We start from the raw sequence: 23,011 nt of genomic DNA on the forward strand, positions 1-23,011 counted from the left end.
GCATGACGATGCGCAGGTTACTCGCGGGTGCGCTGGCGGTGCTGACCGGCGGTACGGTCGCCGTTGTGCTGATCCAGTCCGCCACCGCCGCCGCCACCACCACCTCCACCCCGGTCGCCGCCGAGCGCCGCGGCCAGGCCCCTCTCGTGATCGGGCATCGCGGCGCCAGCGCCCACCGCCCCGAGCACACGCTGCTGTCATACGAGGCCGCCATCGCGATGGGCGCCGACTACATCGAGCCTGACCTGGTCTCGACCAGGGACCACGTGCTGGTGGCCCGGCACGAGAACGAGATCTCCGGCACCACCGACGTGGCGCGGCGGCCGGAGTTCGCCGACCGGCGCACCACCAAGACGATCGACGGCCGGCCGGTCACCGGGTGGTTCACCGAGGACTTCACGCTGGCCGAGCTGAAGACGCTGCGCGCCCGCGAGCGCGTGCCGGACCTGCGGCCGGACAACACGGCGTTCGACGGGCTGGCCGAGATCCCCACGTTCGAGGAGGTCGTACGGCTGGCGCAACGCCACGGCGTGGGCGTCTACCCCGAGACCAAGCACCCCTCCTACTTCGACTCCATCGGCCTGTCGCTGGAGGAGCCGCTGCTCGCCGTGCTCGACGCCACCCGGATGCGCGAGGTCTTCATCCAGTCGTTCGAGACGGCCAACCTGCGCGAGCTGCGCACCAGGACGAAGCTGCCGCTGATCCAGCTGATCACCTGGGGCGGGGCGCCGTACGACTGGACCGCCGCGGGCGACCCGCGCACCTACGACGACATGGTGAAGCCGGACGGGCTGCGCGAGGTGTCCCGGTACGCCGACGGCATCGGGGTGGACACGCGGCGAGTGGTGCCCGTGGGGCCCGACGGGCGGCTGGGGACGCCGACCACGCTGGTGGCCGACGCCCACCGGCGGCGGCTGGACGTGCACGTGTGGACCGTGCGGAACGAGAACTCCCAGCTGCCGGCCGACCACCGGCTGGGTGATCCGGCGAGCCCGGTCTACGCGCGCGCCACCGGTGACGTGGCGGGCTGGCTCGCCAGGCTCCTCGATCTGGGCGTCGACGGCGCGTTCTGCGACGACCCGGCGATGGGCCGGGCGGTGGTCGCGCGCCGGACCGGCTGAGCGGTCATTGCCGGCCGGCCACGCCCGCGACGGCAGCGGCGGGCGGGTCGCGCCGCGGCCCCATCCAGACGTCGAGCGGGAGCCGCTGCCCCGGTGCCGGGGACGTGATCCGGCTGGGCCTGAGACCGGTTACCGGCGGGCGGCGCCGGTGCTCTCCCTGACCACGAGGTCGGGTTCGACCAGCCGCCGGGACTCGGCCGGCTCGCCCGCCATCCGATCGAGAAGCAGGTGGAAGGCGTGCCTGCCGACCTCGCGGAAGTCCTGGCGGACGGTGGTCAGCGGCGGGCAGTAGTAGGCCGACTCGGGCATGTCGTCGAAGCCGACCACGCTCACGTCCTCGGGGACCCGCCGGCCGGCCTCGCGCAGCGCCCGCAGCACGCCCAGCGCCATCTGGTCGTTGCCCGCGAAGACGGCTGTGACCGAGGGGTCCTCGGCCAGGCGCCGGCCGAGCTGGTAGCCCGAGCGGGGGCTCCAGTCGCCGCGCAGCGGGTCGGGCACCGGGCGGCCCTCGGCCTCCAGCACCCCTCGCCAGCCCTCGATCCGGCCGCTGGCGTCGATCCAGTCGACCGGGCCGCCCACGTGCCAGACCGTCTCGTGGCCGAGGCTGAGCAGGTGGCGGGTGGCCCGCGCGGCGCCGGCCCGCTGGTCGACCATGGCCACCGGGACCGGGCAGTCGTAGCCGGCGTCAACGGCGACCACGGGCAGGTCGGGAGGCAGGTGGAGCAGGCCGTCGGCCGCCGACTCGTGCGGCGCCACGATGACCACGCCGTCGACCGACTGCGCCCCGAGGCGGTGCACGGCCTCCTGGATGGACCGGCGATGCAGCGTGCTCAGGCTGGCGATGCTTACGGTGTAGCCGCTGAGCCTGGCCGCCTGCTCGATGCAGTAGAGGGTGGTGGCCGGGCCGTACAGGGTGGTGTCGATGCTGACCACGCCGAGCACGCCGGACCGGCCGGTGACGAGCCGGCGGGCGGCCGAGTTGGGCCAGTAGTCGAGCTCGCGCACCGCGGCGAGCACACGCTCGCGCGTCTCGGCGCGCACCCGGTCGGGGGCGTTGAGCACCCGTGACACGGTCATCGCCGAGACGCCGGCCAGCGCGGCCACGTCTCCCAGCACCGCGGGCCTGCCGCGCGGCCCCCGCCCCTCAGACCTCGTGGCCATCCGGCTCCACCCCCCTCAGGCGATAACGCTAACAGGCGGTCTGGCGGCGCGCGTCACCTGGGAGACCTCGGCCGACCGCGGTTGGGCGAGCGGCGAGATGATCGGCGGGATGTTTTGCCCTATACTGCCCGTCGTCCAGGCGCCGCGAGGATGAGGGTCTTTGACGGGCTCGGTGCCGGCCGCCCGAGAGGCGGCCCAGACGTTACGCTTCCCGGCGGGATCGCTGGTGATCCTCACCGGCCTGCCCGGCGCGGGCAAGACCACCCTGTTACGCCGCCTGTACGAACTCGACGGCACCGAACGCCGGCCGGTGGCGGCGGGCCCGGTCACGGTGATCGACTCGGCGCAGTCGCGCGTGCGGTGGGCCGGCCGGCTGGCCTGGGCGCCCAAACCGGCGCGCACCGCCGTCGTGTTCGCCACCCACCTGTGGCGCATCCACCGGGCCCTCGGATCCGGCCGCGCGGTGATCGCGCACAACCGCGGCTGCGGGCCGGGAGTGCTGCGGACCTTCGCCTGGCTGGCCCGGCGCTCGGGCGCGGCCTTCCACCTGCTGCTCCTCGACGCCTCGCCGGAGGCCGCGCGCGCCGGGCAGCGGGCCAGGAACCGGGTCGTCGGCGAGCGGACCTTCGCCTGGCACCGCCGCCACTGGGCCGCCCTGCTCGCGCGGGCCCGCGCCGGGCTGGCGGCGCCGGCGGCGGGCGCCGTCGTGCTGGACCGCGCCGGCGCCGATCTCCTGGCGGGCATCCGCTTCGACGGCCCGCCCCGGCCGCCCCGGCCGCCCCGGCCGAACGCGATGAGGTGATCTTGCTACGCTCGCCGCCGGTGCGCCGGGAAGCCTCGTCGGCAGGTCCGTGTCCCGTCGAGCGAAGGATTCGCCCGTGCACGCCTCCTCCCCCCTCCTCCTCCGCCCCGCCGCGGTCTCCCGATGAGCGGCCTCGCCTGGCTCAGCGTCGCCGTGTTCCTGGCCTCGTACGCGCTGATCGCCACCGAGAAGGTGCATCGGGTGGCGGCGGCGCTCGGCGGGGCCGGGATCATGCTGCTCGTCCACGCCAGCGACGCGGGGGCGGCGTTCTTCTCCGAGCACAGCGGCATCGACTGGAACGTCATCTTCCTGCTGCTCGGCATGATGGTCATCGTCGGCGTGCTGAAGCAGACGGGCGTCTTCGAATACCTCGCCATCTGGGCCGCCAAACGTGCCCGCGGCCGGCCGTACCGGCTGATGGTCCTGCTCGTGGTCATCACCGCGTCGGCCTCGGCGCTGCTCGACAACGTCACCACGGTGCTGCTGATCGCGCCGGTGACGTTCCTGGTCTGCGACCGGCTCGCGCTGCCGGTCGCGCCCTTCCTCATCGCCGAGGCGATGGCCTCCAACATCGGCGGCACCGCCACCCTGATCGGCGACCCGCCCAACATCATCATCGCCAGCCGCGGCGGGCTGACCTTCAACGACTTCCTCGTGCACATGGCGCCGATGGTCGTCGTGCTCATGGTGGTGTTCGCCGGGCTGTGCCGGGTGTTGTTCCGCGGAGCGTTCCGTTACGACCCCGAACGGGCGGCGGCGATCATGACGCTGGACGAGCGTGAGGCGATCGCCGACCACCGGCTGCTGTGGCAGAGCCTGGCCGTGCTCACCCTGGTGATGGCCGCGTTCGTGCTGCACCCGGTGCTGCACTACGAACCGTCGGTGGTCGCGCTGCTCGGCGCGGGCATCCTGGTCGCGGCCACCAGGGTGACCACCGAGGACGCCATCCGCGAGGTCGAGTGGCCCACCCTGGTCTTCTTCGCCGGGCTGTTCGTCATGGTCGGCGCGCTCGTCGAGACCGGCGTCATCGAGCAGATCGCGCGGGCCGCGGTGGCGGCCACCGACGGGCGGCCCGAGGTGACCGCGCTGGGCCTGCTCGGCGTCTCGGCCGTGCTGTCGGCCATCGTGGACAACATCCCCTACGTGGCCACGATGAGCCCGATCGTGGAGAGGCTCGTCGAGGCGGGCGGCGGCGAGCAGGCGCAGGTGCTGTGGTGGGCGCTGGCCTTCGGCGCCGACCTGGGCGGCAACGCCACCGCGGTCGGCGCCGCCGCCAACGTGGTCGTGATCGGCATCGCCGCCCGCAACCGCGTCCCGATCAGCTTCTGGCAGTTCACCAGGTACGGGCTGGTCGTCACCGCGGTCACGGTCGGCCTGGTGGCCCCCTACCTGTGGCTGCGTTATCTGGCGTGACGGCCGCCGGGATGCCCGCCGCCCTGCCGAGGTCGCCGGCGGAGGCCACGCCGACGTGGCCGAGAACCGAGCCGGCGGCCGGCTCACGAGCTGCAGTGGACGACCTCCCGCGACGAGCCGCGCCCCTTCGCCTTCCACGAATTTGTTTTACTAGTAAAATACAATTAAACTAGTAGAAGTGACCGCCACCACCCCGATCGAGAAGCCCGGACTCCAGGTCCGCATGCCCGTCCGCGCCGCGCTGCGGCTGCGGCCGCTCGGGGACATCTGGCACAAGCCGGCGCTCAGCGCCGTGGTGGCGACCGCGATCCCGCTCCTCGTCCTGCTGCTCGCCGGTCGGCTGGACGCCGCCCTCTACACCGTCGCCGGCGCGCTGTGCGCCCTGTATGGGCACGGCCTGCCGTACGCCACCCGCGCCAGGACCCTGGGCCTGGTCGTGCTGGGCATGCTGGCGGGCACCGCGGTCGCGCTCGTCACCTCCGCGCTCACCGACTCGACCGCCCTGCGGGTCGCCGTGGCCGCACTCCTCGCCGGGCTGCACAAGGCCGCCTGCGACGCCTCCCGGATCGGCCCGCCGGGCAACGTCGTGTTCACCTTCATCGCCGCGACCGCCGTCTTCACGCCGCAGCAGCTCACCGACGTCCCCGCGCACCTGGCGCTCGGCGTGGCCGGTGGGGCCGTGGCCTGGCTGGTGGGAATGGCCCCCAGCCTGGTCAGCCCCGACGGCCCCGAACGCATCGCGGTCGCGCGGGCCCTGGAGGCGGCCGCCCGCCTGCTGCGGGTGGGGCCGGCCGAACAGGACCGCCACCAGGCCGCTCACGCCGCGGCGGCCGCCGTCAACGCCGCGTGGCAGACGCTGCTGCGCGCGGATCCGGCCGCTCCCCGGCAGGCCGCGCTGCGGCGCCTGCTGATCCGCACCGAGTCCGCCGCCGCGCTCCCGGTCGCGCCCGCACCCGACCGGTCCGCGCCGCACGCGAAGCGCCACCCGGGGCACTCGGCGGACTCGACGCCGGACCGGCCGGCGCCGCACGCGGAGAGCGCCCAAAGGCACGCTTGGAGCGCCGGGCCGCCCGCTCTGGACGCCGACACGCACGCCGTGGACGCCGAGACGCAGGCGGAGCTGTTCGCGGGCTGGGCGCTGGACCTTCGCAAGGGGCGGACGATGCCTGCTCCGGCGCCGCCCTTCGCGCCTGACGAGGAGGCCGAACTGGCCGGGATCACGGCAGAGCGGGCCGAGTCGGCGGGGACGACGGCCGGGCGGGCGCGCGTGCTCCGGCCGGTGCGCGAGGTGGCCCGGAGGTGGCGCGTCGTCATGCTGGTCGCGGCGGGCAGCGCACTCGCCGGCTGGACGTCGATGGCGCTGGGCGTCGGGCGGCCCTACTGGGCCGTGGTGATCGCGACGGCGGTGTTCGCCACGAACACCACGCTGTCCTGGAGCCGCGCGCTGCAACGCGTCGTCGGCAACCTGCTCGGGGTCGCGCTGTTCACGGCGGTGGTGCCGTTGACCCGGCTCGGACCGCTCGTCCTCATCGCGGTCGTGCTCCTCATGCAGTTCCTCACCGAATGGGCGATCACCCGCAACATCTGGCTGGGCAGCGTCTTCCTCACGCCGATGGCCATCCTGATGACCCAGTTCGCCGCGGGCCAGCCGGTGCGCGTGCTCGTCACCGACCGCTGGCTCGACGTCTGCGTGGGCGCCGCCGCCGGGCTGCTGGTGTGCGTGCTCTTCCCCGACCGGCGCGCGAACCACCGGGTCCGGGAGTGCGTCGAGCGCCTGGAGCGCGCCGTCGCGGATGCCGGCCTCATGGAAGTGTCGTCCGCCGCGCGGGTCCGCGCCGCCCGCCACCGGCTCACCACCGCGCTGGTGGAGCTGCGCGAGGCCGCCGACGTCGCCGCGGGCGAGTGGTGGAGCGCGGCGCTCCCACAGGAGCGGATCGCCGCCGCCGAGCGCGCGGGCCACCGCACGCTCGCGGAGCTCACCCGCTGGTCCCGCATCCACGAGTCCGGCAGGGACGGCGCCGTTCACCACGGGTCAGCGTCGACCGAATGACGTGAGTCGGCCGATGTGGTTGCTGAGCCCCTCCACGTCACAGCCGTCTCCGATGTTGGTGTTCAGGTCCGGGAGCGCAGGTAGGTGGCCGGCGAATCCGGAGACCAGCACGAGGGTGCCAAGGTGCGGCCGCCCCTGCCGATACGGCGGGTGTGCGTACGATGTGTGCGCCCGGACATGCCCGGGACATACCCCAGACCTGGCAGCGAGGAAGCCGGCACGAGGAAAGGACGGGCACGTGGAGGACGCCGTGGCGATCGCGCTGCGCCAGTGGAGGCAGGTCCTGCCCGACACCGACCTCGACGCCATAGCGGTCATCGGCCGGCTCAACCGCTGCGCCGCGCTTCTCCAGCAGGTGGCCGAGGCCCCGCTCGGCCGGGCCGGAGTGAGCCGCCCGGAGTTCGACCTCCTCTGCGCCCTGCTGCGCGTCGGCGGCGAGCTCACCCCCGGCCGGCTGGCCCGCGAGACGTTCGCCTCCGGGGCCGCCGTGACCAAGCGGATCAAGCGCCTGGAGGTCGCCGGCATGGTCGAACGCCGGGTGGACGATCGAGATCGCCGGGTGACGCACCTGTCGCTGACCGGGCCGGGCAGGGAACTGGTCATGCGGCTGCTGCCCGAGCAGCTGGAGTACGAGAACGCGCTGCTCGCGGGGCTGTCCGCCGATCGCGAGCGGGAGCTGGCCGATCTGCTCGGCGAGCTGCTGCTGGTGCTCGAAGGCCGGCTGGGCGGCCTGCTCGGCTGAGACCGCCCCTCGGCACCGGGTGCTCGGGCCCGCGAGCGTGATCGGCCGTGAGGGCAACGGATCAGGCCGGGTGCGTGACGGGCTCGGTCAGGGTGGTCAGGGCGGTCGCGGCGCGCTCGCGGAACTCGGCGACGCGGGCCAGCTTGATGTCCTCGTAGCCGCGGATCAGCTCCGGCAGCGCCGCGATCTCCTCCACCGTGCCGGCGGTGTCGGGATTCAGCCGGTCGAGGGCCGCACGCACGAGGTCGCGGTATTCGGTGACGAGGCTCCGCTCGACACGGCGTACCCGGGCGTAGCCGAACACGTCGAGCGCGGTGCCCCGCACGACGCGGGCGGCGCGCAGCCCGCGGAACAGGATTCCGGCGGAGCGGCGCAGCCTGATCTTGCGCTTCATCCCCATCGCGCGCAGCAGCGGCGGGTGCAGCAGCACCGACACGACCGCGTCCGGCCCGAACTCCCGCTCCCGCCGCGCCTTCTCGGCCGGGTCCAGGTGCAGCCGGGCCACTTCGTACTCGTCCTTGTACGCCATCAGCTTGTGCAGCCCCTTGGCGTAGGCGAGCCCGATCCTCCCTCCGGCCTCCTCCCCCGCCTGCTCGACGGCGGCGGCCAGCACGCGGCGCACCTCCCCGGCGTAGCCGTCGGCGTAGGCCGCGTTCTGGTAGCCGGTCAGGTCCGCGACGCGGACGGCCAGCACCTCCTCCAGGTCGTCCAGGTCGTCCGGGTCGTCGCCCGCCCCGTGGCCGGAGCCGGCGAGCGAGAGGGAGCGGAGCACGGCGCCGAGGTCGGCGGCGGCGGCGCGGCCCCAGCGGAAGGCGGCCAGGTTCCGCTCGGCGGCGGCCCCGTTCAGCCGGATGGCCCGCTCGATCGAGGCGGCGGAGACGGGCACGCAGCCGTGCTGGAACGCCGCGCCGACGAGCAGCATGTTCGCCGGCAGGTGGTCGGCGAACAGCGCCTCGGACAGCCCGAGCGCGTCGAGGTAGAGGTTGCCGGAGCTCGCGGTGGCCGACTCGACGCGCGCGATGGCGCCGGCGGGTGTGCCGGGCACGGGGACGCGCCCGGTGACCATGGCGGCGGTCGGCACCAGGGTGGTGTTGACCACGGCGATCGTGCGCTCCGGTGTCGCGGCGGCCAGGTTGCCGTCGGCCGCGGCGCCGAGCAGGTCGAAGCCGATCAGCACGTCGGCGGTGCCGCGCGAGGCGCGCAGGGACCCGGTGACGGGCCGCGGGGAGATGCGGACGTCGCTGACGACGGGACCGCCCTTCTGCGCGAGCCCGGTCTGCTCCAGCCCGGCCGCGTGCAGGCCGTCGAGGTGGGCGGCCATCTGCAGGATCTGGGAGATCGTGACGACGCCGGTGCCGCCGATGCCGGGCATCCGCAGCAGCACCTCCGCGCCGGCGAGCCGGGTGACCGGCTCCGGCGGCTCGACCGGCGGCGACGGCGGGACCGGCCGCGCGCGCCCGCTGCCGGGCTCGACCAGCAGGAACGACGGGCAGTCGCCCTTGAGGCAGCTCAGGTCGGAGTTGCAGGACGGCTGGTGGATGCGGGTCTTGCGGCCGAACTCGGTCGGCACGGGCTGCACGGACAGGCAGGTGGAGACGTCACCGCAGTCGCCGCAGCCCTCGCACACCCGCTCGTTGACCACGACCTTCCGCACGGGTGTGGGCAGCTTGCCGCGCTTGCGCAGCCGGCGTTCCTCGGCGGCGCACCGGTCGTCGTGGATCAGCACGGTCACCCCGTCGATCGCCGCGAGCTCCCGCTCGGCCCCCGCGAGCTCGTCGCGGTGCCGGACGACGGCGATCGGGTCCAGCCGCACGCCCCGGTAGGTCTCCGGCTCGGGCGTGGTGATCACGATGCGCCGGACCCCCTCGACGGCCAGCGACCGTGTCAGCGCCGGCACGTCGAGCCGGCCCTCCGCGCGCTGGCCGCCGGTCATCGCCACGGCGTCGTTGTAGAGCAGCTTGTACGTCATGGTGACCCCGGCGGCGACGGCGGCCCGGATGGCCAGGGAGCCGGAGTGGTGGAAGGTGCCGTCGCCGAGGTTCTGCACGAAGTGGCGGTCATCGGTGAACGGCGACAGCCCGATCCACTGGGCGCCCTCGCCGCCCATCTGGGTGATGCCGACCTGGGTGCCGCGCCCGTCGCCGTCGATGGCGATCATGGCGTGGCAGCCGATGCCGACGCCGACCAGCGTGCTGTCGGACGTACGCGTGGAGGTGTTGTGCGGGCAGCCCGAGCAGAAGTACGGGGTGCGCGTGGCGACGATCGGCAGCGCGCGGCCGGGCTTCCCGGCGGTGGTCAGGCGAACGACCGCGTGCGGGAGCCGGTCGGGGCCGAGGAGACCGGCCAGCGCCTTGGCCACGTCCTCGGCGCCCAGGGTGCCGCGGGCGGTGAGCAGGTCGCGGCCGTGGACGGCGGGGGTGTGCCCGCCGCCGTAGAGCGCCTGCTTGACCTGGCCTTCCAGGAACGGCACCTTGTCCTCGACCACGAGCACCCGCTCGAGGCCGGCGGTCATCTCGGCGAGCCGGTCGGCGGCCAGCGGGAACGGCATGCCGAGCCTGATCAGCCGCAGCCCGAGGTCGTCCATCGCGCTCTCGTCCAGGCCGAGGTCGTTCAGCGCCCGCAGGAGCACCGCGTACGAGGTGCCGGAGGCGAGGAGGCCGAGACCCGTGCGCCCCTCGCCGGACATCACCCGGTTCAGGCCGCGGGCGGCGGCGTAGTCGCGGGCCAGGTCGAGCCGGCGGGTGAGCATGTCGTGCTCGGCGTCCAGCGAGGCGGGGCCGACCAGCGCGGGCGACGTGCCCCGGCCGGGGCCGGGAGCCGGGATGCCGTCGCGCAGCGAGCCGAGCTCGACGGTGGCGGAGGCGTCGGCGACGTCGGCGAGGATCTTCAGGCCGGTCCACAGGCCGGTCGCGCGCGACAGGGCGACGGCGTGCAGCCCGAACTCGATGATCTCCGCCACCGAGCCGGGGGCGAGCAGCGGCATGGACAGGCTCTGGCACATCGGCTCGCACGAGCTGGGCACCGTCGAGGACTTGCTGCCGGGGTCGTCGCCGATCCAGGCCACGGCGCCGCCGAGGGCGGAGGTGCCGGCCACGTTGCCGTGCCGGATGGCGTCCGCGGCCCGGTCCAGGCCGGGGTTCTTGCCGAACCAGAAGCCCGTCACGCCGTCGTGCCGGCGGCCGGGCAGCCCGTCCAGCAGCTGTGTCCCGGCCACGGCGGTGGCGGCCAGCTCCTCGTTCAGGCCGGGCCGGAACACCACGCCCTCGGGCTGGAGGAAGCGGGCGGCGCGCGCCATCTCCATGTCGACGCCGGCCAGCGGCGAGCCCTGGTAGCCGGAGACGAAGACGCGCGTGTCCAGCCCGCGTGACCGGTCCAGGCGGCGCTGTTCCAGCGTCAGGCGGACCAGGGCCTGGATGCCCGAGATCAGCACGCGGCCACTGCCGGCCGTGTACTTGTCCTCGAGCGACACCTCGGCGGGAACGGCGCTCACGCTAATCTCCTCGGCTTCGTGCACTGGGGGACCCCAGCACAGCAACCCGGCACGCCTTGCGCAAGTATGAGCCGGGAAAGCGCGACGAAGACGCAAACTCTTTGCGGGCTTTCTCTGCTCGGCTACTGTTCGTTTCACCCAGCGGAGGAGTTGCGCATGACCGAGACGTTCGCATGACCGACATAGACGACATCGATCACCGGCTGCTGCGCCTGCTGCGTGAGGACGGGCGCAGGACGTTCTCGGAGATGGCGGGCGAGGTCGGCCTGTCGGTGGCCGCCGTCAAGCGGCGGGTGGACCGGCTGCGGGAGCTCGGCGTGATCACCGGTTTCACCGTCCAGATCGACTACGGCAAGCTCGGGTGGAACGTCGAGGCGTTCACCGAGCTCCGCTACGTCGGCTCCACCCCGGTCAGCGAGATCGTCCGCACGGCCACGGACGCGCCCGAGGTCCAGGCGGTCTTCACCATCGCCGGCGACCCCGACGCGCTGATCCACATCCGGGTGCGCGACCTCGGCCACCTCCAGCGGGTGATCGACGACCTGCGCCGCACCGGCAACGTCACCGGCACCAAGACGTTGCTGGTGCTGGGCTCCTGGACCCGCGACGACCTCGGGGGGACGCCCCCTCGGGACGCGAGACGCCCGGCCCCCGATCGGGGGAGCCGGGCGCGGGCGGGCGAGGCGGTCAGCGGCGGTGGCCGACGACCTTGACCCAGTCGGTGGCCTCGGCGGGCTCGAGCCGGTGGTCGCCCTCGAAGACGGCGCGCCACGTGCCCGAGGTGTAGGCCGGGACCTTGGTGTGGAAGTAGCCCTTGCGGCTGGTCCTGACCGTCTCGACGTATTCCCACTTGCCGCTGCGGGCGGGCTGGAACAGGATCACGATCCGCTTCCAGCCGAGCCGGTGCCACGACTCCGAGTCCCTGCAGTAGTCGGCGTGGTGCACCGACACGAAACCGTCGATGTAGTCGTCGTCGCAGCGCACCGACAGCTTGCCGGTGAGCGTCAGCGGGTTGCCGCGCCAGGCGGGCTCGGGGCTCGCGTCGAAGGCCAGCTGGGTGTGACCGTCGTCGGGGCCGGGATCGGCCAGCGCCGGTGAGGCGGCCGCCCCTGCCACCGTGACTCCGAGGGCGGCGGCCGCCAGCCCGGCGGCGAGTCGTCGCATCATGAGATCAACTTCCTTCCCCGTATCGAACGCGCATCGAGACGAGGCGCGTCAACGCCAATGACGCGTAAGAGTAAGGAAAAGTTTCGGTAAAGTTGATCACGATTTCACAACGACCGGCCGGTCACACCGAACCGCGCGGTAGCGCTTTGTCGTTTATTGGGAGATTTGCTGAACTGAAGACAGCGCCGGCGCGTAGTGTCCGGTTCCCGGATAGCGGGCCCGCCAGTAGCCGCCGGACCGCCCCGTCACCGTCGCGCCGAAGTCGCCCCTCTCGCCGGTGGTCGCCACCCCCGCCCGCTGCCACGCGCCCGTGCTGTCCTGCCGCCAGAGGATCTCCACCTCCTGCCCGGCGAACGGGGCGTAGTCGACGACCCCCTTCGGGCCGACCCTGGTGAGGGAGCCCTCCACCCGCACCGACTCCGCGCCTCGCGCCCTGGACGCCCGCACCGCCGTCAGCCTCGTCTGCCTGCGCAGCTGGAACGAGGCGTACTCCGTCACGGTGGTCCCGTCCGCTCCCTTGGCGGTCGCCGTGACCGTCCAGGTGCCGGCCGGATAGAAGCGGTTGAGCCCCTTGTCGGGCAGGAACCGCCAGGTCTCCCAGCCGTCGGTCATACGGCCGGCGACCGGCGAGGCGGGCGGGGCGGGCGGGGCCGCCAGCCGCGCCACGGCCGGGGTCGTCACCTGGATCGGCCGCGGCTCGGGCCTGCGTTCCGCCGGCGGCATGCTGATGGCGGGCCGCCCGTCCGGCCTGGTCCGGTCCCAGGCGACCTGCGGGGCGGACACGGCCGAGGTCACCGGGGCCGGGCCGGGTGAGGCGGCGAGGGGGGGCTTGGGCGGCGTGCCGGGTTCGACCTTGATGGTCACCCCGTCCCGGCCCCGTGCCCCCTTGACGATCACGTCGACCAGCAGGCGGACCGAGTCGCCCGCTCCGACCACCGGATCGGCCGGTCGTACGTTGATCTCGCGGATGGTGAGCTCGGTCGCGGCGGAGTACGCCGGTGCGGGCACCGTGAGCGCCCCCGCCGCGAGCGAGACGAGAAGGAGTCTTCTGGTCATGGTCCAGACGGTAGAAACCGCACGGTCATGACCAGGTCCACGACACACGCCCCGGAAGGCAAAACCCGTCAGCCGGCGTAGAGCCCCTCGATGATGTCGGCGTACTTCGCGTGGATGATCCGCCTCTTCAGCTTCAGGCTGGGGGTCAGCTCCTCGGTCTCGGCCGTCCACTCGGCGCCGAGCAGCGCCCAGCGCTTGACCTGCTGCACCTGGGCCAGCTTGAGGTTGGCCGCCGCCACGGCCGCCTCGACCTCCTTCAGCACGTCGGGGTGCTCGGCCAGCTCGGCCAGGGAGTCGAAGGAGATGCCGCGGGAGCCGGCCCAGCCCGGCGCAACCTCGCCGTCCAGGGTGAGCACCGCGACCGGGTAGGGCCTGCCGTCGCCGTAGGCGAGCGCCTGGCCGATCAGGGGGTGCTCCTTCAGGTGGTTCTCGATCTCGGCCGGGGAGATGTTCTCGCCGCCGGCCGTGATGATGAGCTCCTTCTTGCGGTCCACGACCCGGTAGAAGCCGTCCTCGTCGACCGAGCCGATGTCGCCGGTGTGTAGCCAGCCGTCGGCGTCGATCAGCTCGGCGGTGGCCTCGGGCCGGTCGAGGTAGCCGCGGGTGTTGAGCGGGCTGCGGGTGAGGATCTCGCCGTCGTCGGCGATGCGCACCTCGGCGCCGGGTTCGGCCCGGCCCACGGTGCCGAGCCGGTAGCAGGCCGGGCTGTTGCCGGTGAACGCGCCGGTCGTCTCGGTCATGCCGTACACGTCGATGACCTTCAGCCCGAGGCCGGCGTAGAACCGCTGCACCTCGCCCGGCAACGGCGCGGCGCCGGTGGCGGTCCACTCGGCCCGGTCGAAGCCGATCATGCCGCGGATGATCGACAGCAGCGACTGGTCGGCCTGCTCGTAGGCGGCCTGGATCTCGGGGGTCATGGTGTGGCCGAACTGACCGGCCTCGATGTAGGCGACGCCCGCCGCCATGGCCCGGCGTACGGCGTCCTGCTGCTCGGCGGGCTGGGAGGCGAGGACCGCCTGCAGCCGGGCCATCATCTTCTCCCACACCCGCGGCACGCCGAAGAACATCATCGGCTTGACCTGCCCGAGCGTGGCGCCCAGGTTGGCCAGGTCGGTGCAGAAGTGCACGTGGGAGACCTTCACCAGCGGCAGGTAGAGGCTGAGCACCCGCTCGGCGATGTGCGCGTAGGTCAGGTAGGAGATCTGGGTGCCCTGCGTCGGCAGCGAGGTCAGCCGGTCGGTCGAGGCCACCTCGTAGAACACGTTGTGGTGGGTGAGCGGCACCCCCTTCGGCATGCCGGTGGTGCCCGAGGTGTAGAGGACGGTGACCACGTCGTCCTGGGTCACCGCCTGTGACCGGGCCTCGACGGCGGACGGGTCCTCGGCCAGCGCGGCCCGGCCGAGCTCGAGGAAGTCGTCCCACGCGAGGAAGCGCTCGTCGGCGGGGGCGCCCTCCAGCATGATGACCTTCCGCAGCCCCGGCAGCCGCCCCAGGACGGGCTCCCACCGGGCCAGGTCGGCGGCCCCGCCGAGCACCGCGAACTTCGCGCCCACGTCGCCCGCCACGAAGGCGATCTGATCGGACGCGAACGTCGAGTAGACCGTGCAGCCCACCCCTCCGGCGTGCACCGTTCCAAGGTCGGCCAGCACGTGCTCGCTCCGGTTGACCATCATCAGGGCGACCGAGTCGCCCGGTTCCAGCCCGAGCGCGACGAATCCGGCGGCGATCTCCAGCACCCGCCGGCGCGCCTCGGCGTAGGTGAGCGTGCTCCAGCCCCCCTCGACCGGGTCGGAGTAGGCGGGCGCGTCAGGATGACGCTCGGCGACCTGTCTCAGCTGTTCGCATACGGTACGGCCGGCGATCTCACGCTCGATCTCGGCCCGCACCTCGAGGACATCCGCCATGGCACCCGCCTCCAGTCAGTAATCACTTGCACAGGTGGCATGCATCGCACCACAACACCGAGGTAGCGGCAAGACCCCGCGAGGAAAGAAACCGATCCGTCACGTAGAGTGATGGGCGCACACGCGCATTCGTGCGGCCGGGGGGCGGGCATGAGTACGAACGGCAAGACCTTCTTCGGGCACCCGTGGGGTCTGGCCACACTGTTCGGCACCGAGATGTGGGAGCGCTTCAGCTGGTACGGCCTGCGCGCGATCCTGGCCACGTTCATGGCGGCCTCGCCCGCCCACCAGGGCCTCGGCATGTCGCAGCAGACCGCCCAGGCGGTGGTGGGCGTCTACGGCGCGCTCATCTACCTGGTGGCGCTGCCCGGCGGGTGGATCGCCGACAGGATCCTGGGCGCCCGCCGCTCGGTCTTCTGGGGCGGCTTCGTCATCATGTGCGGCCACATCAGCATGGCCGTCCCGGTCAGCTCGGCGGTCTTCGTCTGGCTCGGCCTGCTGCTCATCATCGCCGGCACCGGCCTGCTCAAACCGAACATCTCGGTCATGGTGGGCAAGCTCTACCCGGAGGGCGACGACGGCCGCAGAGACGCCGGCTTCTCGCTGTTCTACCTGGGCATCAACCTGGGCGCGTTCTTCGCGCCGCTGGTGGTGGGCTGGCTGGCCCGCGACGACCGCTGGCATCTGGGCTTCGCCGCCGCCGCCGTCGGCATGGCGCTCGGCCTGCTGCAGTACGTCCTGGGCCGCGGCAACCTGCGCGGCGTCGGCGACCGGCCCGGCATGCCGCTCACGCCCCGCGAGCGCGGGCACGTCACCCGCCTGGTCGCGGTGATCGCGCCGGCCGTCGTGGCCGCGATGGCGGTCTGGATCGCCACGGGCACCTTCACCTTCGACCGGTTCACGGTGGCGGTGACCATGGTCATCCTGGCAGTGCCGGTCGCCTACTTCGCCTACATCCTGTTCGGCAGCCACGACCTGACCGAGGACGAGCGCTCGAGGATGAAGGCGTACATCTGGCTGTTCGTGGCCGCCGCGATCTTCTGGATGATCTACGACCTGGCGCCGAGCAAGCTGCTGTTCTTCGCCCAGAACAACACCGACCTGTCGCTGTTCGGCGTCGACATCCAGGCCGCCGCGACGCAGTCGTTCAACCCGCTGTTCATCATGATCTTCGTGCCGGTCTTCGCGTCGCTCTGGGTCAAGCTGGGCACCCGCGTGAGCACGCCGCAGAAGTTCGCCTTCGCGCTCGTCATGGTCGGCCTGAGCTTCGTGGTGATGGCGCTGGCCGCCGCCCTGGCCGAGACCGGCAAGGTGTCGGTGTGGTGGCTGGTGCTGGTCTATCTCATCCAGGTGTTCGGCGAGCTGTCGCTCAGCCCGGTCGGCCTCTCGGTCACCACCAAGCTGGCGCCCCGGGCGTTCAAGGGGCAGATGCTCGGCATCTGGTTCATCGCGGTGTCCGTGGGCGACGCCGTGGGCGGGCAGACCGGGCGGCTCGGCCACGTCATGTCCGAGCCCGCCTACTACCTGCTGCTGGCCGCCATGGCGATCGTCGCCGGGCTGGCGCTGCTCATGTTCACCCGCAGGCTGCGGGCGATGATGTCCGAGCACCATGTGCCGGTCACGCCGCCGATCGGGTAAAGATGGCCACCGTGCCCGAACTTCTCGATCTCGCAGGAATCTTCGTCTTCGCCCTGTCCGGTGCCCTCATGGGCGTGCGCAAGAGGCTCGACGTGGTCGGGATGGGCGTGCTCGCCGAGATCACCGCGCTGGGCGGCGGCGTGCTGCGCGACCTCATCCTCAACGTCCCTCCCGCCGCCTTTCAGAGCCTCGGCTACGTGCTCGTGCCGCTGGCGGCCACGGCCATCGTGTTCTTCTGGCATCCGCACGTGGCCCGGGTGATGCCCGCCATCCTGGTGCTCGACGCCGCGGGCCTCGGCCTGTTCTGCGCGCTCGGCACGCTGAAGGCGCTCGGGCACGGGCTCAGCCCCCTGCACGCGACCCTGCTCGGCGTCACCACGGGCGTCGGCGGCGGCATGCTGCGCGACGTGCTGGCGGGCGAGATCCCGACCCTGCTGTACGACCGGCAGCTCTACGCGGTGCCCGCGCTGCTCGGCTCCGCCGCGATGGCCGCCCTGTTCACCTCGGGCCTGTACGGCTGGCCGGCCACCCTGGCGGCGGCCCTGCTCGCCTTCGGCCTGCGCATCGGGGCCATGCGCTTCAAGTGGCGCGCCCCGCTGGCCCGGGGCGTCAAACCGTCGGAGTGAGGCAGCTCGCCGGGCGGAGGGCGCCGACCGGGCCGAGGTCACGGGCGGTGACGATGCGGCCGACGGCCTCCTCCAGCACCCGGGCCGGCTGCGTGTACGGCAGCCGCAGGTAGCCCTCCAGGGTGCCGTCCAGGCCGAACCACGGGCCGGGCGCGAGGCGTACACCGTGGCAGGCAGCGGCCTCGGCGAGGGAGAGGGCCGAGCCGGCGTCCAGCCGGACCCAGAGCGTGCCGCCGCCGCGCGGCACGGTGAAGCTCCACCCGGGCAGCCGCTCGCGCAGCGCGGCCACGAGCGCGTCGCGCGAGGCGCGCAGCGTGCGGCGGCGCTCGGCCCTGGTCTCCTCCAGCCGGTCGAAGAGCCGGGCGACCACGAGCTGCTCCAGGACGGGGCTGGCGATGTCCACGCTCGCGCGGTGCTGGGCCAGCCGCCTGGTCAGCGCGGCGGTGGCGCGGATCCAGCCGATGCGCAGCCCGCCCCACCACAGCTTGGAGGCCGAGCCGACGCTGATCATCCGGCTGCCGGCGTCGAACGCCGCCATGGGCGCCGTCCGCGGCACCTCGTCCAGGGCCAGTTCCGACCAGGTCTCGTCGATCACCAGCGTGGTGCCGGCGCGCCTGGCGGCACCGGCCACGGCGGCCCGGATGGCGTCGTCCATGAGCGCGCCCGTCGGGTTCTGGAAGTCGGGCATCAGGTAGGCCAGCCGGGCCCCCGACTGGCGCATGGCGCCCGCCACCAGGTCGGCCTGCCAGCCCTCGGACGAGACGCCGACGGGCACGATCCGGGCGCCGTGCGCGCGGGCCGCCTCGACGGCGTGCGGGTAGGTCGGCGACTCGACCAGCACCGGGACGCCGGGGCCGGCCAGCAGCCCCATGACGAGCTGGACGGCGTGCTGGGAGCCGGTGGTGACCAGGATCTGCTCGGGCCGGGTGGCCAGGCCGCGCGCGGTGTAGTGGGCGGCGATCCGCTCCCTGAGGCAGGGCAGGCCCATCGGGTCGTAGCCGTTGCCCATGCCGTACCTGGGCACGTCCTCGACCGCCTCCGCCATCGCCTCGCGCAGCGCCGTGGGCGCGGGAGGGGCGGCGGCGCGCATCTGGATCAGCCCGTCGCCGTCGGTCGACAGCCAGGGGTTGTCCGCGGCGCCGGCCGGGTCGGGCAGTGCGGTCCAGCTCCCCGAGCCCTGCCGGCTCTCCAGGTAGCCCTGCTCGCGCAGCAGGTCGTAGGCGGCGGTCACGGTGGTGCGGCTGACCTTCAGCGTGTCGGCCAGGTGCCGCTCGGCCGGCATCCGCACGCGCACGGGGATCTGGCCGTCCATGACGAGCGTCCGCACGGCGCCGGCCAGCGCCCGGTAGTAGGGCCTGGCGTCCGGCGAGACGCCGGCCAGCCTGGCCACCTGGCTCGCGGTCAGATGCCTCATACGGCCGGACACCTCATGCGGCTAGATACCTCCATAAGGCCACTTTTCATGATTGGCTCTGGAATGGCAAGCCGGTGCGCGCCATCCTGGGAACACTATGAGCGAAACGACCGTCCCTTACCTCGGCACCCTGCCCGCCCGCCTCCTCCGCCTCTACGGCGGCCTGGCGCTCTACGGCGCGGGCATCGGCCTGCAGATCACCTCCGGGCTGGGCAACGCCCCCTGGGACGTCTTCCACCAGGGCGTGGCGATCAGGACCGGCCTGTCGATCGGCGCGGTCATCATCGTGGCCGGCGCGCTGGTGATGCTGCTGTGGATCCCCCTGCGGCAACGGCCCGGCTTCGGCACGATCAGCAACGTCGTCTTCGTCGGCCTGTTCGCCGACGCCACCCTCTTCCTGCTGCCCGCGCCCGCGCACTGGACACTGAGCTGGCTCTACCTGGCGCTCGGCGTGGTGTCGATCGCGCTGGCCACCGTGTTCTACATCGGCGCGGGCATGGGCGCGGGGCCGCGCGACGGCATCATGACCGGGCTGATCCGGCTGGGCCTGTCCGTGCGGCTGAGCCGCTTCCTGATCGAGATCACGGTGCTGGCGGCCGGCTGGCTGCTCGGCGGCACCGTCGGCCTCGGCACCCTGGTCTTCGCCCTGGCCATCGGCCCGCTGACCCAGGCGTTCACCCGCTGGTTCCCGCTGTCCCCCGCAGGCGTGGCCGCGCGACCGCCTCGATCGTGACGCGACATGATCGAAGGTGGCCTCGCGGTCGCCCCCACCGAGTAGCGTCGAGGGCATGCTGATCGAGGATTACGCCCTGATCGGGGATATGCAGTCGGCGGCCCTGGTCGCCAGAGACGGTTCGATCGACTGGCTCTGCCTGCCCCGGTTCGACTCCCCCGCGTGCTTCTCGGCGCTGCTCGGCAGCGACCGCAACGGCCACTGGTGGCTCGGCCCCGTCGGCCGGCGGCCCGCCACCCGGCGCCGCTACCGTCCCGACACGCTCATCCTGGAGAGCGAGTGGGACACCCCCACGGGCACCGTCCGGGTGATCGACTTCATGCCGCCGCGTGACGTCAACCCCGACGTGGTCCGCATCGTGGAGGGCGTCTCCGGCACCGTGGAGATGTCCATGCAGCTGAGGATCCGCTTCGACTTCGGCAGGATCGTGCCGTGGGTGCGCCGCACCGACGGCCACCTGCAGGCCGTCGGCGGCCCCGACGCCGTCTGGCTGCACTCCCCGGTCCCGCTCAGAGGCGGCGACTACGCCCACGTCGCCACGTTCACCGTCAAGGCGGGCGAGCGGCTGCCGTTCGTGTTCACCTGGCATCCCTCCCACGAGCCGATGCCGCCGCAGATCCACGCCGAGACCCAGCTCACCGAGACCGAGGCCATGTGGTCCGACTGGGTGGCCACGTGCACCTACCAGGGGCCGTGGCGCGAGGCGGTGGTGCGGTCGCTGATCACGCTCAAGGCGCTCACCTACTCCCCCACCGGCGGCATCGTCGCCGCGCCGACCACCTCGCTGCCCGAGGACCTCGGCGGCGTGCGCAACTGGGACTACCGCTTCTGCTGGCTGCGCGACGCCACGATGACGCTGGAGGCGCTGATCGGCAACGGCTACCTCGACGAGGCCGCCGCCTGGAGGGCGTGGCTGCTGCGCGCCATCGCGGGCAGACCGCAGGACCTCCAGATCATGTACGGCGTGGCGGGCGAGCGCCGGCTGCCCGAGATGACGCTCGACTGGCTCGACGGCTACGAGGCCTCCCGCCCGGTCCGCATCGGCAACGACGCGGTCACCCAGCTCCAGCTCGACGTCTACGGCGAGGTGATGAGCTGCCTGTACGCCTCGCGGACCTCCGGGCTGCCCGCCGACGAACGCGCGTGGTCCATCCAGCGGGAGCTGCTCAGCTACGTCGAGGAGCACTGGGACGAGCCCGACGAGGGGTTGTGGGAGGTGCGCGGCCCGCGCAGGCACTTCACCCACTCCAAGATCATGTGCTGGACGGCGCTCGACCGGGCCGTGAAGTACGTCGAGCAGTTCGGCCGGTCCGGCCCCGTCGAGCGCTGGAAGGCGACGCGCGCGGCCATCCACGCGGAGATCTGCGACAAGGGCTACGACTCCGAGCGCAACACCTTCACCCAGTCCTACGGCTCGTCCGAGCTCGACGCGTCGCTGCTGCTGATGCCGATGCTGGGCTTCCTGCCGATCGACGACCCGCGCGTGAAGGGCACGGTGGCGGCCATCGAGAAGGAGCTGATGGCCGACGGGTTCGTGATGCGCTATCCGACGGCGGCCGACAACGCGGTCGACGGGCTGCCGGGCGGTGAGGGCGCGTTCCTGGCGTGCAGCTTCTGGCTGGTCGAGGTGATGGCCCTGCAGGGCCGCAAGGACGAGGCCCGGGAGCTGTTCGAGCGGCTGCTGGCGTTGCGCAACGACGTGGGCCTGCTGGCCGAGGAGTACGACCCGAGATACGGCAGGCTGGTCGGCAACTTCCCGCAGGCCTTCAGCCACGTGCCGCTGATCCACGCGGCGCGGGCTCTCTCCTAGACGGCCAGGCGGGCCAGCACCCGCGCGAACTCCGGCGGCGGGGCGACGACCAGGCGGGTCTGGCCGTGCTCCAGCACCACGTCGGCCCTGATGAGCGTCAGCCGCTGGTCGTGCCACCAGTAGACCTGTGGGCTGAGCCCGCCGGTGCGGGCCGCGTGGACGCGCAGCCGCTCGATGGCCCGCACCACGGCGATCCCGTCGACCGGGTGCACGAGCAGCGTGTAGGGGTCGGGCAGGACGGCGAGCACGCCGTCGGGGGGCACCGGCAGGTAGTCGCGCAGCCAGCGCAGGTGCGTGGCCGTGGACGCGTCACGGCCGGACAGCCGGGTCACCGTCGTGCCGGACAGCTCGATGGTCTCCAGACAGAGCCTCTCGTCCCGCCGGACGTTGGCGACGGCCAGCTCCAGCGCCTCGCCCGACGGGACGGGCCAGCAGCCGGCCTCCTCCGGGCGCACCGGGCGGGAGGCGACGGTGAGCAGCTCCACCAGGTCGCCGTTGAGATGGCGGCCCACCACCCGGGTCAGGTCGGGCACCTCGTCGACCGCCTCGACGCGGGTGCGCAGCAGCGGCCCGACCTGGTCGAGGTCGCACACGTCGAGCAGGTCGCCGGCCGCCGCGACCGCGTTGGCGAGGTGCTCCGAGACGAGCGTCGGCCAGTCCTCGCGGGCTCTGCGGCCGGCCTCACGGCGCAGGCCGGTGAGCCTGACCCGGATCTCCCGGCCGCCGCCCAGCGTCAGCGAGCCGCCGTCGGCGGAGAACACGCAGGTGTGCCCGAGAGATTCGGCGACGAGCGCGAGGAGCGAGTCGAGGTCGACATCCTCGACCGCCCTGCGCGAGGGCTTCCGGCCGCGTCTGAACACGCCGTGTCCCCTTCTGTCCGCTTCGTCCCTATCTGTCTCTCCTACCTTGCCTGCTCGCCATTGCGGAACATGCCAGCCAGCGAGCACGATTCGGTATCGATAACACCAAGCGCCCCAAGCCACACACTCAGCTGTGGTGATCCATGGCCGACCGGGAGCCCGGCCAGGATCGGCACCCCGAGCGGCAGCAGCCGCTCGCGCAGGACCGGGAAGGGATCGCGGCAGTCGACCCACGAGCCGAGCACGATGCCCCGGACCCCGGCGAACGCGCCCGCCTGCAGCAGCTGGGTCAGCATGCGGTCGATCCGGTAGGGCTCCTCGCCGATGTCCTCCAGCAGCACGATCCTCCCGGCGAACGACGGCTGGTAGCGGGTGCCGCACAGCGAGGCGAGCAGGGACAGGTTGCCGCCGGTCAGCACCCCCTCGGCCCGGCCGGGCGCGAGCGCCCGCTCCGCGCGGACCGGCGGCGCCGCGCCGAAGAGCGCGGCCCGCAGGTGCTCCCAGGACGCGGGCTCCGGCCCCTCCTCGCCGGCGATCGTCGAGCAGGCCGGCATCGGGCCGTGCAACGTCGGCACGCCCAGCTCGGCGGCGAACGCCTGATGGAGCGCCGTGATGTCGCTGGACCCGATGAGGACCTTGGGCCCCGCCGCCCGCATGGCGTCCCAGTCGAGCAGGTCGAGCAGCCTGGCCGCGCCGTACCCGCCCCTGGAGCAGAAGACGGCGCGGACCGCCGGATCGCACCAGGCGGCCTGCAGGTCGGCGGCGCGGGCGGCGTCGGGCCCGGCCAGGAAGTCGAGCTCCTGCCGGTCGAGCACGTGCTCGCCGGTCACCACCTTCAGCCCGAGCTCCTCCAGCCGCCCGATCCCGCGTTGGAGCAGGACGGGGTCCGGCGGGCCCGACGGCGAGACGATCGCGACCGTGTCACCTTGCCGCATCGATCAACTCCTTGACGAGAACGGGCAGGACCTGACCGATCGGCTCGTTCGCCACCCGATCGGCGGAGATGCCGGCTCTTGTGAGCACC

18 protein-coding genes are annotated in these 23,011 nt (G+C 72.9%); 10 read left to right on the top strand and 8 right to left on the bottom strand.

Going from position 1 to position 23,011, the window contains the following annotated elements; genetic code table 11:
* The first annotated feature begins 2 nt into the window (after window positions 1–2).
* The gene (locus AB0C16_RS25430; protein ID WP_357686410.1) at window positions 3–1,121 is read left to right on the top strand and encodes a glycerophosphodiester phosphodiesterase; all 1,119 of its coding nucleotides are present in this window, start codon (window positions 3–5) and stop codon (window positions 1,119–1,121) included.
* A 129-nt stretch (window positions 1,122–1,250) separates the two neighbouring features.
* Here the strand turns inward: AB0C16_RS25430 and AB0C16_RS25435 are convergent, their stop codons facing one another.
* Complete coding sequence (locus AB0C16_RS25435) at window positions 1,251–2,282, bottom strand: LacI family DNA-binding transcriptional regulator (protein ID WP_357686411.1); 1,032 nt, start codon at window positions 2,280–2,282, stop codon at window positions 1,251–1,253.
* A gap of 160 nt (window positions 2,283–2,442) precedes the next feature.
* Here AB0C16_RS25435 and AB0C16_RS25440 point away from each other — a divergent pair, with 160 nt between their 5' ends.
* The 4 genes from AB0C16_RS25440 (at window position 2,443) to AB0C16_RS25455 (ending at window position 7,289) form a co-directional block, all read left to right on the top strand.
* Complete coding sequence (locus tag AB0C16_RS25440; protein WP_357686412.1) at window positions 2,443–3,084, top strand: AAA family ATPase; 642 nt, start codon at window positions 2,443–2,445, stop codon at window positions 3,082–3,084.
* A gap of 123 nt (window positions 3,085–3,207) precedes the next feature.
* The gene (locus AB0C16_RS25445) at window positions 3,208–4,497 is read left to right on the top strand and encodes an ArsB/NhaD family transporter (protein WP_357686413.1); all 1,290 of its coding nucleotides are present in this window, start codon (window positions 3,208–3,210) and stop codon (window positions 4,495–4,497) included.
* A 178-nt stretch (window positions 4,498–4,675) separates the two neighbouring features.
* Window positions 4,676–6,547: an FUSC family protein gene (locus AB0C16_RS25450; RefSeq protein WP_357686414.1), complete on the top strand. Its 1,872-nt coding sequence runs from the start codon at window positions 4,676–4,678 to the stop codon at window positions 6,545–6,547.
* 238 nt (window positions 6,548–6,785) lie between these two features.
* Window positions 6,786–7,289 (top strand): MarR family transcriptional regulator, encoded by a 504-nt coding sequence (locus tag AB0C16_RS25455; protein WP_357686415.1) that lies wholly within the window; start codon window positions 6,786–6,788, stop codon window positions 7,287–7,289.
* A gap of 61 nt (window positions 7,290–7,350) precedes the next feature.
* Here AB0C16_RS25455 and AB0C16_RS25460 read toward each other — a convergent pair whose 3' ends face one another.
* Window positions 7,351–10,779 (bottom strand): indolepyruvate ferredoxin oxidoreductase family protein, encoded by a 3,429-nt coding sequence (locus tag AB0C16_RS25460; protein WP_357686416.1) that lies wholly within the window; start codon window positions 10,777–10,779, stop codon window positions 7,351–7,353.
* Window positions 10,780–10,952: 173 nt separating this feature from the next.
* Here AB0C16_RS25460 and AB0C16_RS25465 point away from each other — a divergent pair, with 173 nt between their 5' ends.
* Window positions 10,953–11,492 carry an Lrp/AsnC family transcriptional regulator gene (locus AB0C16_RS25465; protein WP_357686417.1) on the top strand — a complete coding sequence of 180 codons (540 nt, stop codon included), beginning with the start codon at window positions 10,953–10,955 and terminating at the stop codon, window positions 11,490–11,492.
* Here the strand turns inward: AB0C16_RS25465 and AB0C16_RS25470 are convergent.
* The 3 genes from AB0C16_RS25470 to AB0C16_RS25480 all read right to left on the bottom strand — a co-directional run bounded on the left by AB0C16_RS25470 (window position 11,467) and on the right by AB0C16_RS25480 (window position 14,906).
* Window positions 11,467–11,946 (bottom strand): hypothetical protein, encoded by a 480-nt coding sequence (locus AB0C16_RS25470; RefSeq protein WP_357686418.1) that lies wholly within the window; start codon window positions 11,944–11,946, stop codon window positions 11,467–11,469. The genes AB0C16_RS25465 and AB0C16_RS25470 overlap by 26 nt on opposite strands.
* A 153-nt stretch (window positions 11,947–12,099) precedes the next feature.
* A complete protein-coding gene (locus AB0C16_RS25475) occupies window positions 12,100–13,002 on the bottom strand; it encodes a hypothetical protein (protein ID WP_357686419.1) in 903 nt (300 codons plus the stop codon).
* 68 nt (window positions 13,003–13,070) lie between these two features.
* Window positions 13,071–14,906, bottom strand: a complete 1,836-nt coding sequence (locus tag AB0C16_RS25480; protein WP_357686420.1) for a long-chain fatty acid--CoA ligase — start codon at window positions 14,904–14,906, stop codon at window positions 13,071–13,073.
* A gap of 150 nt (window positions 14,907–15,056) precedes the next feature.
* On the opposite strand from AB0C16_RS25480, the gene AB0C16_RS25485 reads away from it, so the two are divergent.
* Together AB0C16_RS25485 and AB0C16_RS25490 are read left to right on the top strand one after the other, a co-directional pair.
* Window positions 15,057–16,544, top strand: coding sequence for an oligopeptide:H+ symporter (locus tag AB0C16_RS25485; RefSeq protein WP_357686421.1), 1,488 nt, complete (start codon window positions 15,057–15,059; stop codon window positions 16,542–16,544).
* Between the two features lie 11 nt (window positions 16,545–16,555).
* Window positions 16,556–17,170, top strand: a complete 615-nt coding sequence (locus tag AB0C16_RS25490) for a TRIC cation channel family protein (RefSeq protein WP_357686422.1) — start codon at window positions 16,556–16,558, stop codon at window positions 17,168–17,170.
* Here AB0C16_RS25490 and AB0C16_RS25495 read toward each other — a convergent pair.
* A complete protein-coding gene (locus AB0C16_RS25495; RefSeq protein ID WP_357686423.1) occupies window positions 17,154–18,584 on the bottom strand; it encodes a PLP-dependent aminotransferase family protein in 1,431 nt (476 codons plus the stop codon). The genes AB0C16_RS25490 and AB0C16_RS25495 overlap by 17 nt on opposite strands.
* Window positions 18,585–18,681: 97 nt before the next feature.
* On the opposite strand from AB0C16_RS25495, the gene AB0C16_RS25500 reads away from it, so the two are divergent.
* The gene (locus tag AB0C16_RS25500) at window positions 18,682–19,317 is read left to right on the top strand and encodes a hypothetical protein (RefSeq protein ID WP_357686424.1); all 636 of its coding nucleotides are present in this window, start codon (window positions 18,682–18,684) and stop codon (window positions 19,315–19,317) included.
* Window positions 19,318–19,372: 55 nt separating this feature from the next.
* Window positions 19,373–21,127, top strand: coding sequence for a glycoside hydrolase family 15 protein (locus AB0C16_RS25505; protein WP_357686425.1), 1,755 nt, complete (start codon window positions 19,373–19,375; stop codon window positions 21,125–21,127).
* Here AB0C16_RS25505 and AB0C16_RS25510 read toward each other — a convergent pair.
* The gene (locus tag AB0C16_RS25510) at window positions 21,124–21,987 is read right to left on the bottom strand and encodes a hypothetical protein (protein WP_357686426.1); all 864 of its coding nucleotides are present in this window, start codon (window positions 21,985–21,987) and stop codon (window positions 21,124–21,126) included. The genes AB0C16_RS25505 and AB0C16_RS25510 overlap by 4 nt on opposite strands.
* 41 nt (window positions 21,988–22,028) lie before the next feature.
* Window positions 22,029–22,922, bottom strand: coding sequence for an LD-carboxypeptidase (locus tag AB0C16_RS25515; RefSeq protein ID WP_357686427.1), 894 nt, complete (start codon window positions 22,920–22,922; stop codon window positions 22,029–22,031).
* Between the last annotated feature and the right edge of the window lie 89 nt (window positions 22,923–23,011).

This window comes from Nonomuraea sp. NPDC048916 (assembly GCF_040649575.1).
Lineage (GTDB): Bacteria > Actinomycetota > Actinomycetes > Streptosporangiales > Streptosporangiaceae > Nonomuraea.

What these genes read in the sequence shown, in the direction of transcription:
- AB0C16_RS25430 (WP_357686410.1), top strand. Translation starts at nt 3, where the DNA reads ATGACGATGCGCAGGTTACTCGCGGGTGCGCTGGCGGTGCTGACCGGC.
- AB0C16_RS25435 (WP_357686411.1), bottom strand. Translation starts at nt 2,282, where the DNA reads ATGGCCACGAGGTCTGAGGGGCGGGGGCCGCGCGGCAGGCCCGCGGTG.
- AB0C16_RS25445 (WP_357686413.1), top strand. Translation starts at nt 3,208, where the DNA reads ATGAGCGGCCTCGCCTGGCTCAGCGTCGCCGTGTTCCTGGCCTCGTAC.
- AB0C16_RS25465 (WP_357686417.1), top strand. Translation starts at nt 10,953, where the DNA reads ATGACCGACATAGACGACATCGATCACCGGCTGCTGCGCCTGCTGCGT.
- AB0C16_RS25470 (WP_357686418.1), bottom strand. Translation starts at nt 11,946, where the DNA reads ATGATGCGACGACTCGCCGCCGGGCTGGCGGCCGCCGCCCTCGGAGTC.
- AB0C16_RS25475 (WP_357686419.1), bottom strand. Translation starts at nt 13,002, where the DNA reads ATGACCAGAAGACTCCTTCTCGTCTCGCTCGCGGCGGGGGCGCTCACG.
- AB0C16_RS25480 (WP_357686420.1), bottom strand. Translation starts at nt 14,906, where the DNA reads ATGGCGGATGTCCTCGAGGTGCGGGCCGAGATCGAGCGTGAGATCGCC.
- AB0C16_RS25485 (WP_357686421.1), top strand. Translation starts at nt 15,057, where the DNA reads ATGAGTACGAACGGCAAGACCTTCTTCGGGCACCCGTGGGGTCTGGCC.
- AB0C16_RS25495 (WP_357686423.1), bottom strand. Translation starts at nt 18,584, where the DNA reads ATGAGGCATCTGACCGCGAGCCAGGTGGCCAGGCTGGCCGGCGTCTCG.
- AB0C16_RS25500 (WP_357686424.1), top strand. Translation starts at nt 18,682, where the DNA reads ATGAGCGAAACGACCGTCCCTTACCTCGGCACCCTGCCCGCCCGCCTC.
- AB0C16_RS25505 (WP_357686425.1), top strand. Translation starts at nt 19,373, where the DNA reads ATGCTGATCGAGGATTACGCCCTGATCGGGGATATGCAGTCGGCGGCC.
- AB0C16_RS25515 (WP_357686427.1), bottom strand. Translation starts at nt 22,922, where the DNA reads ATGCGGCAAGGTGACACGGTCGCGATCGTCTCGCCGTCGGGCCCGCCG.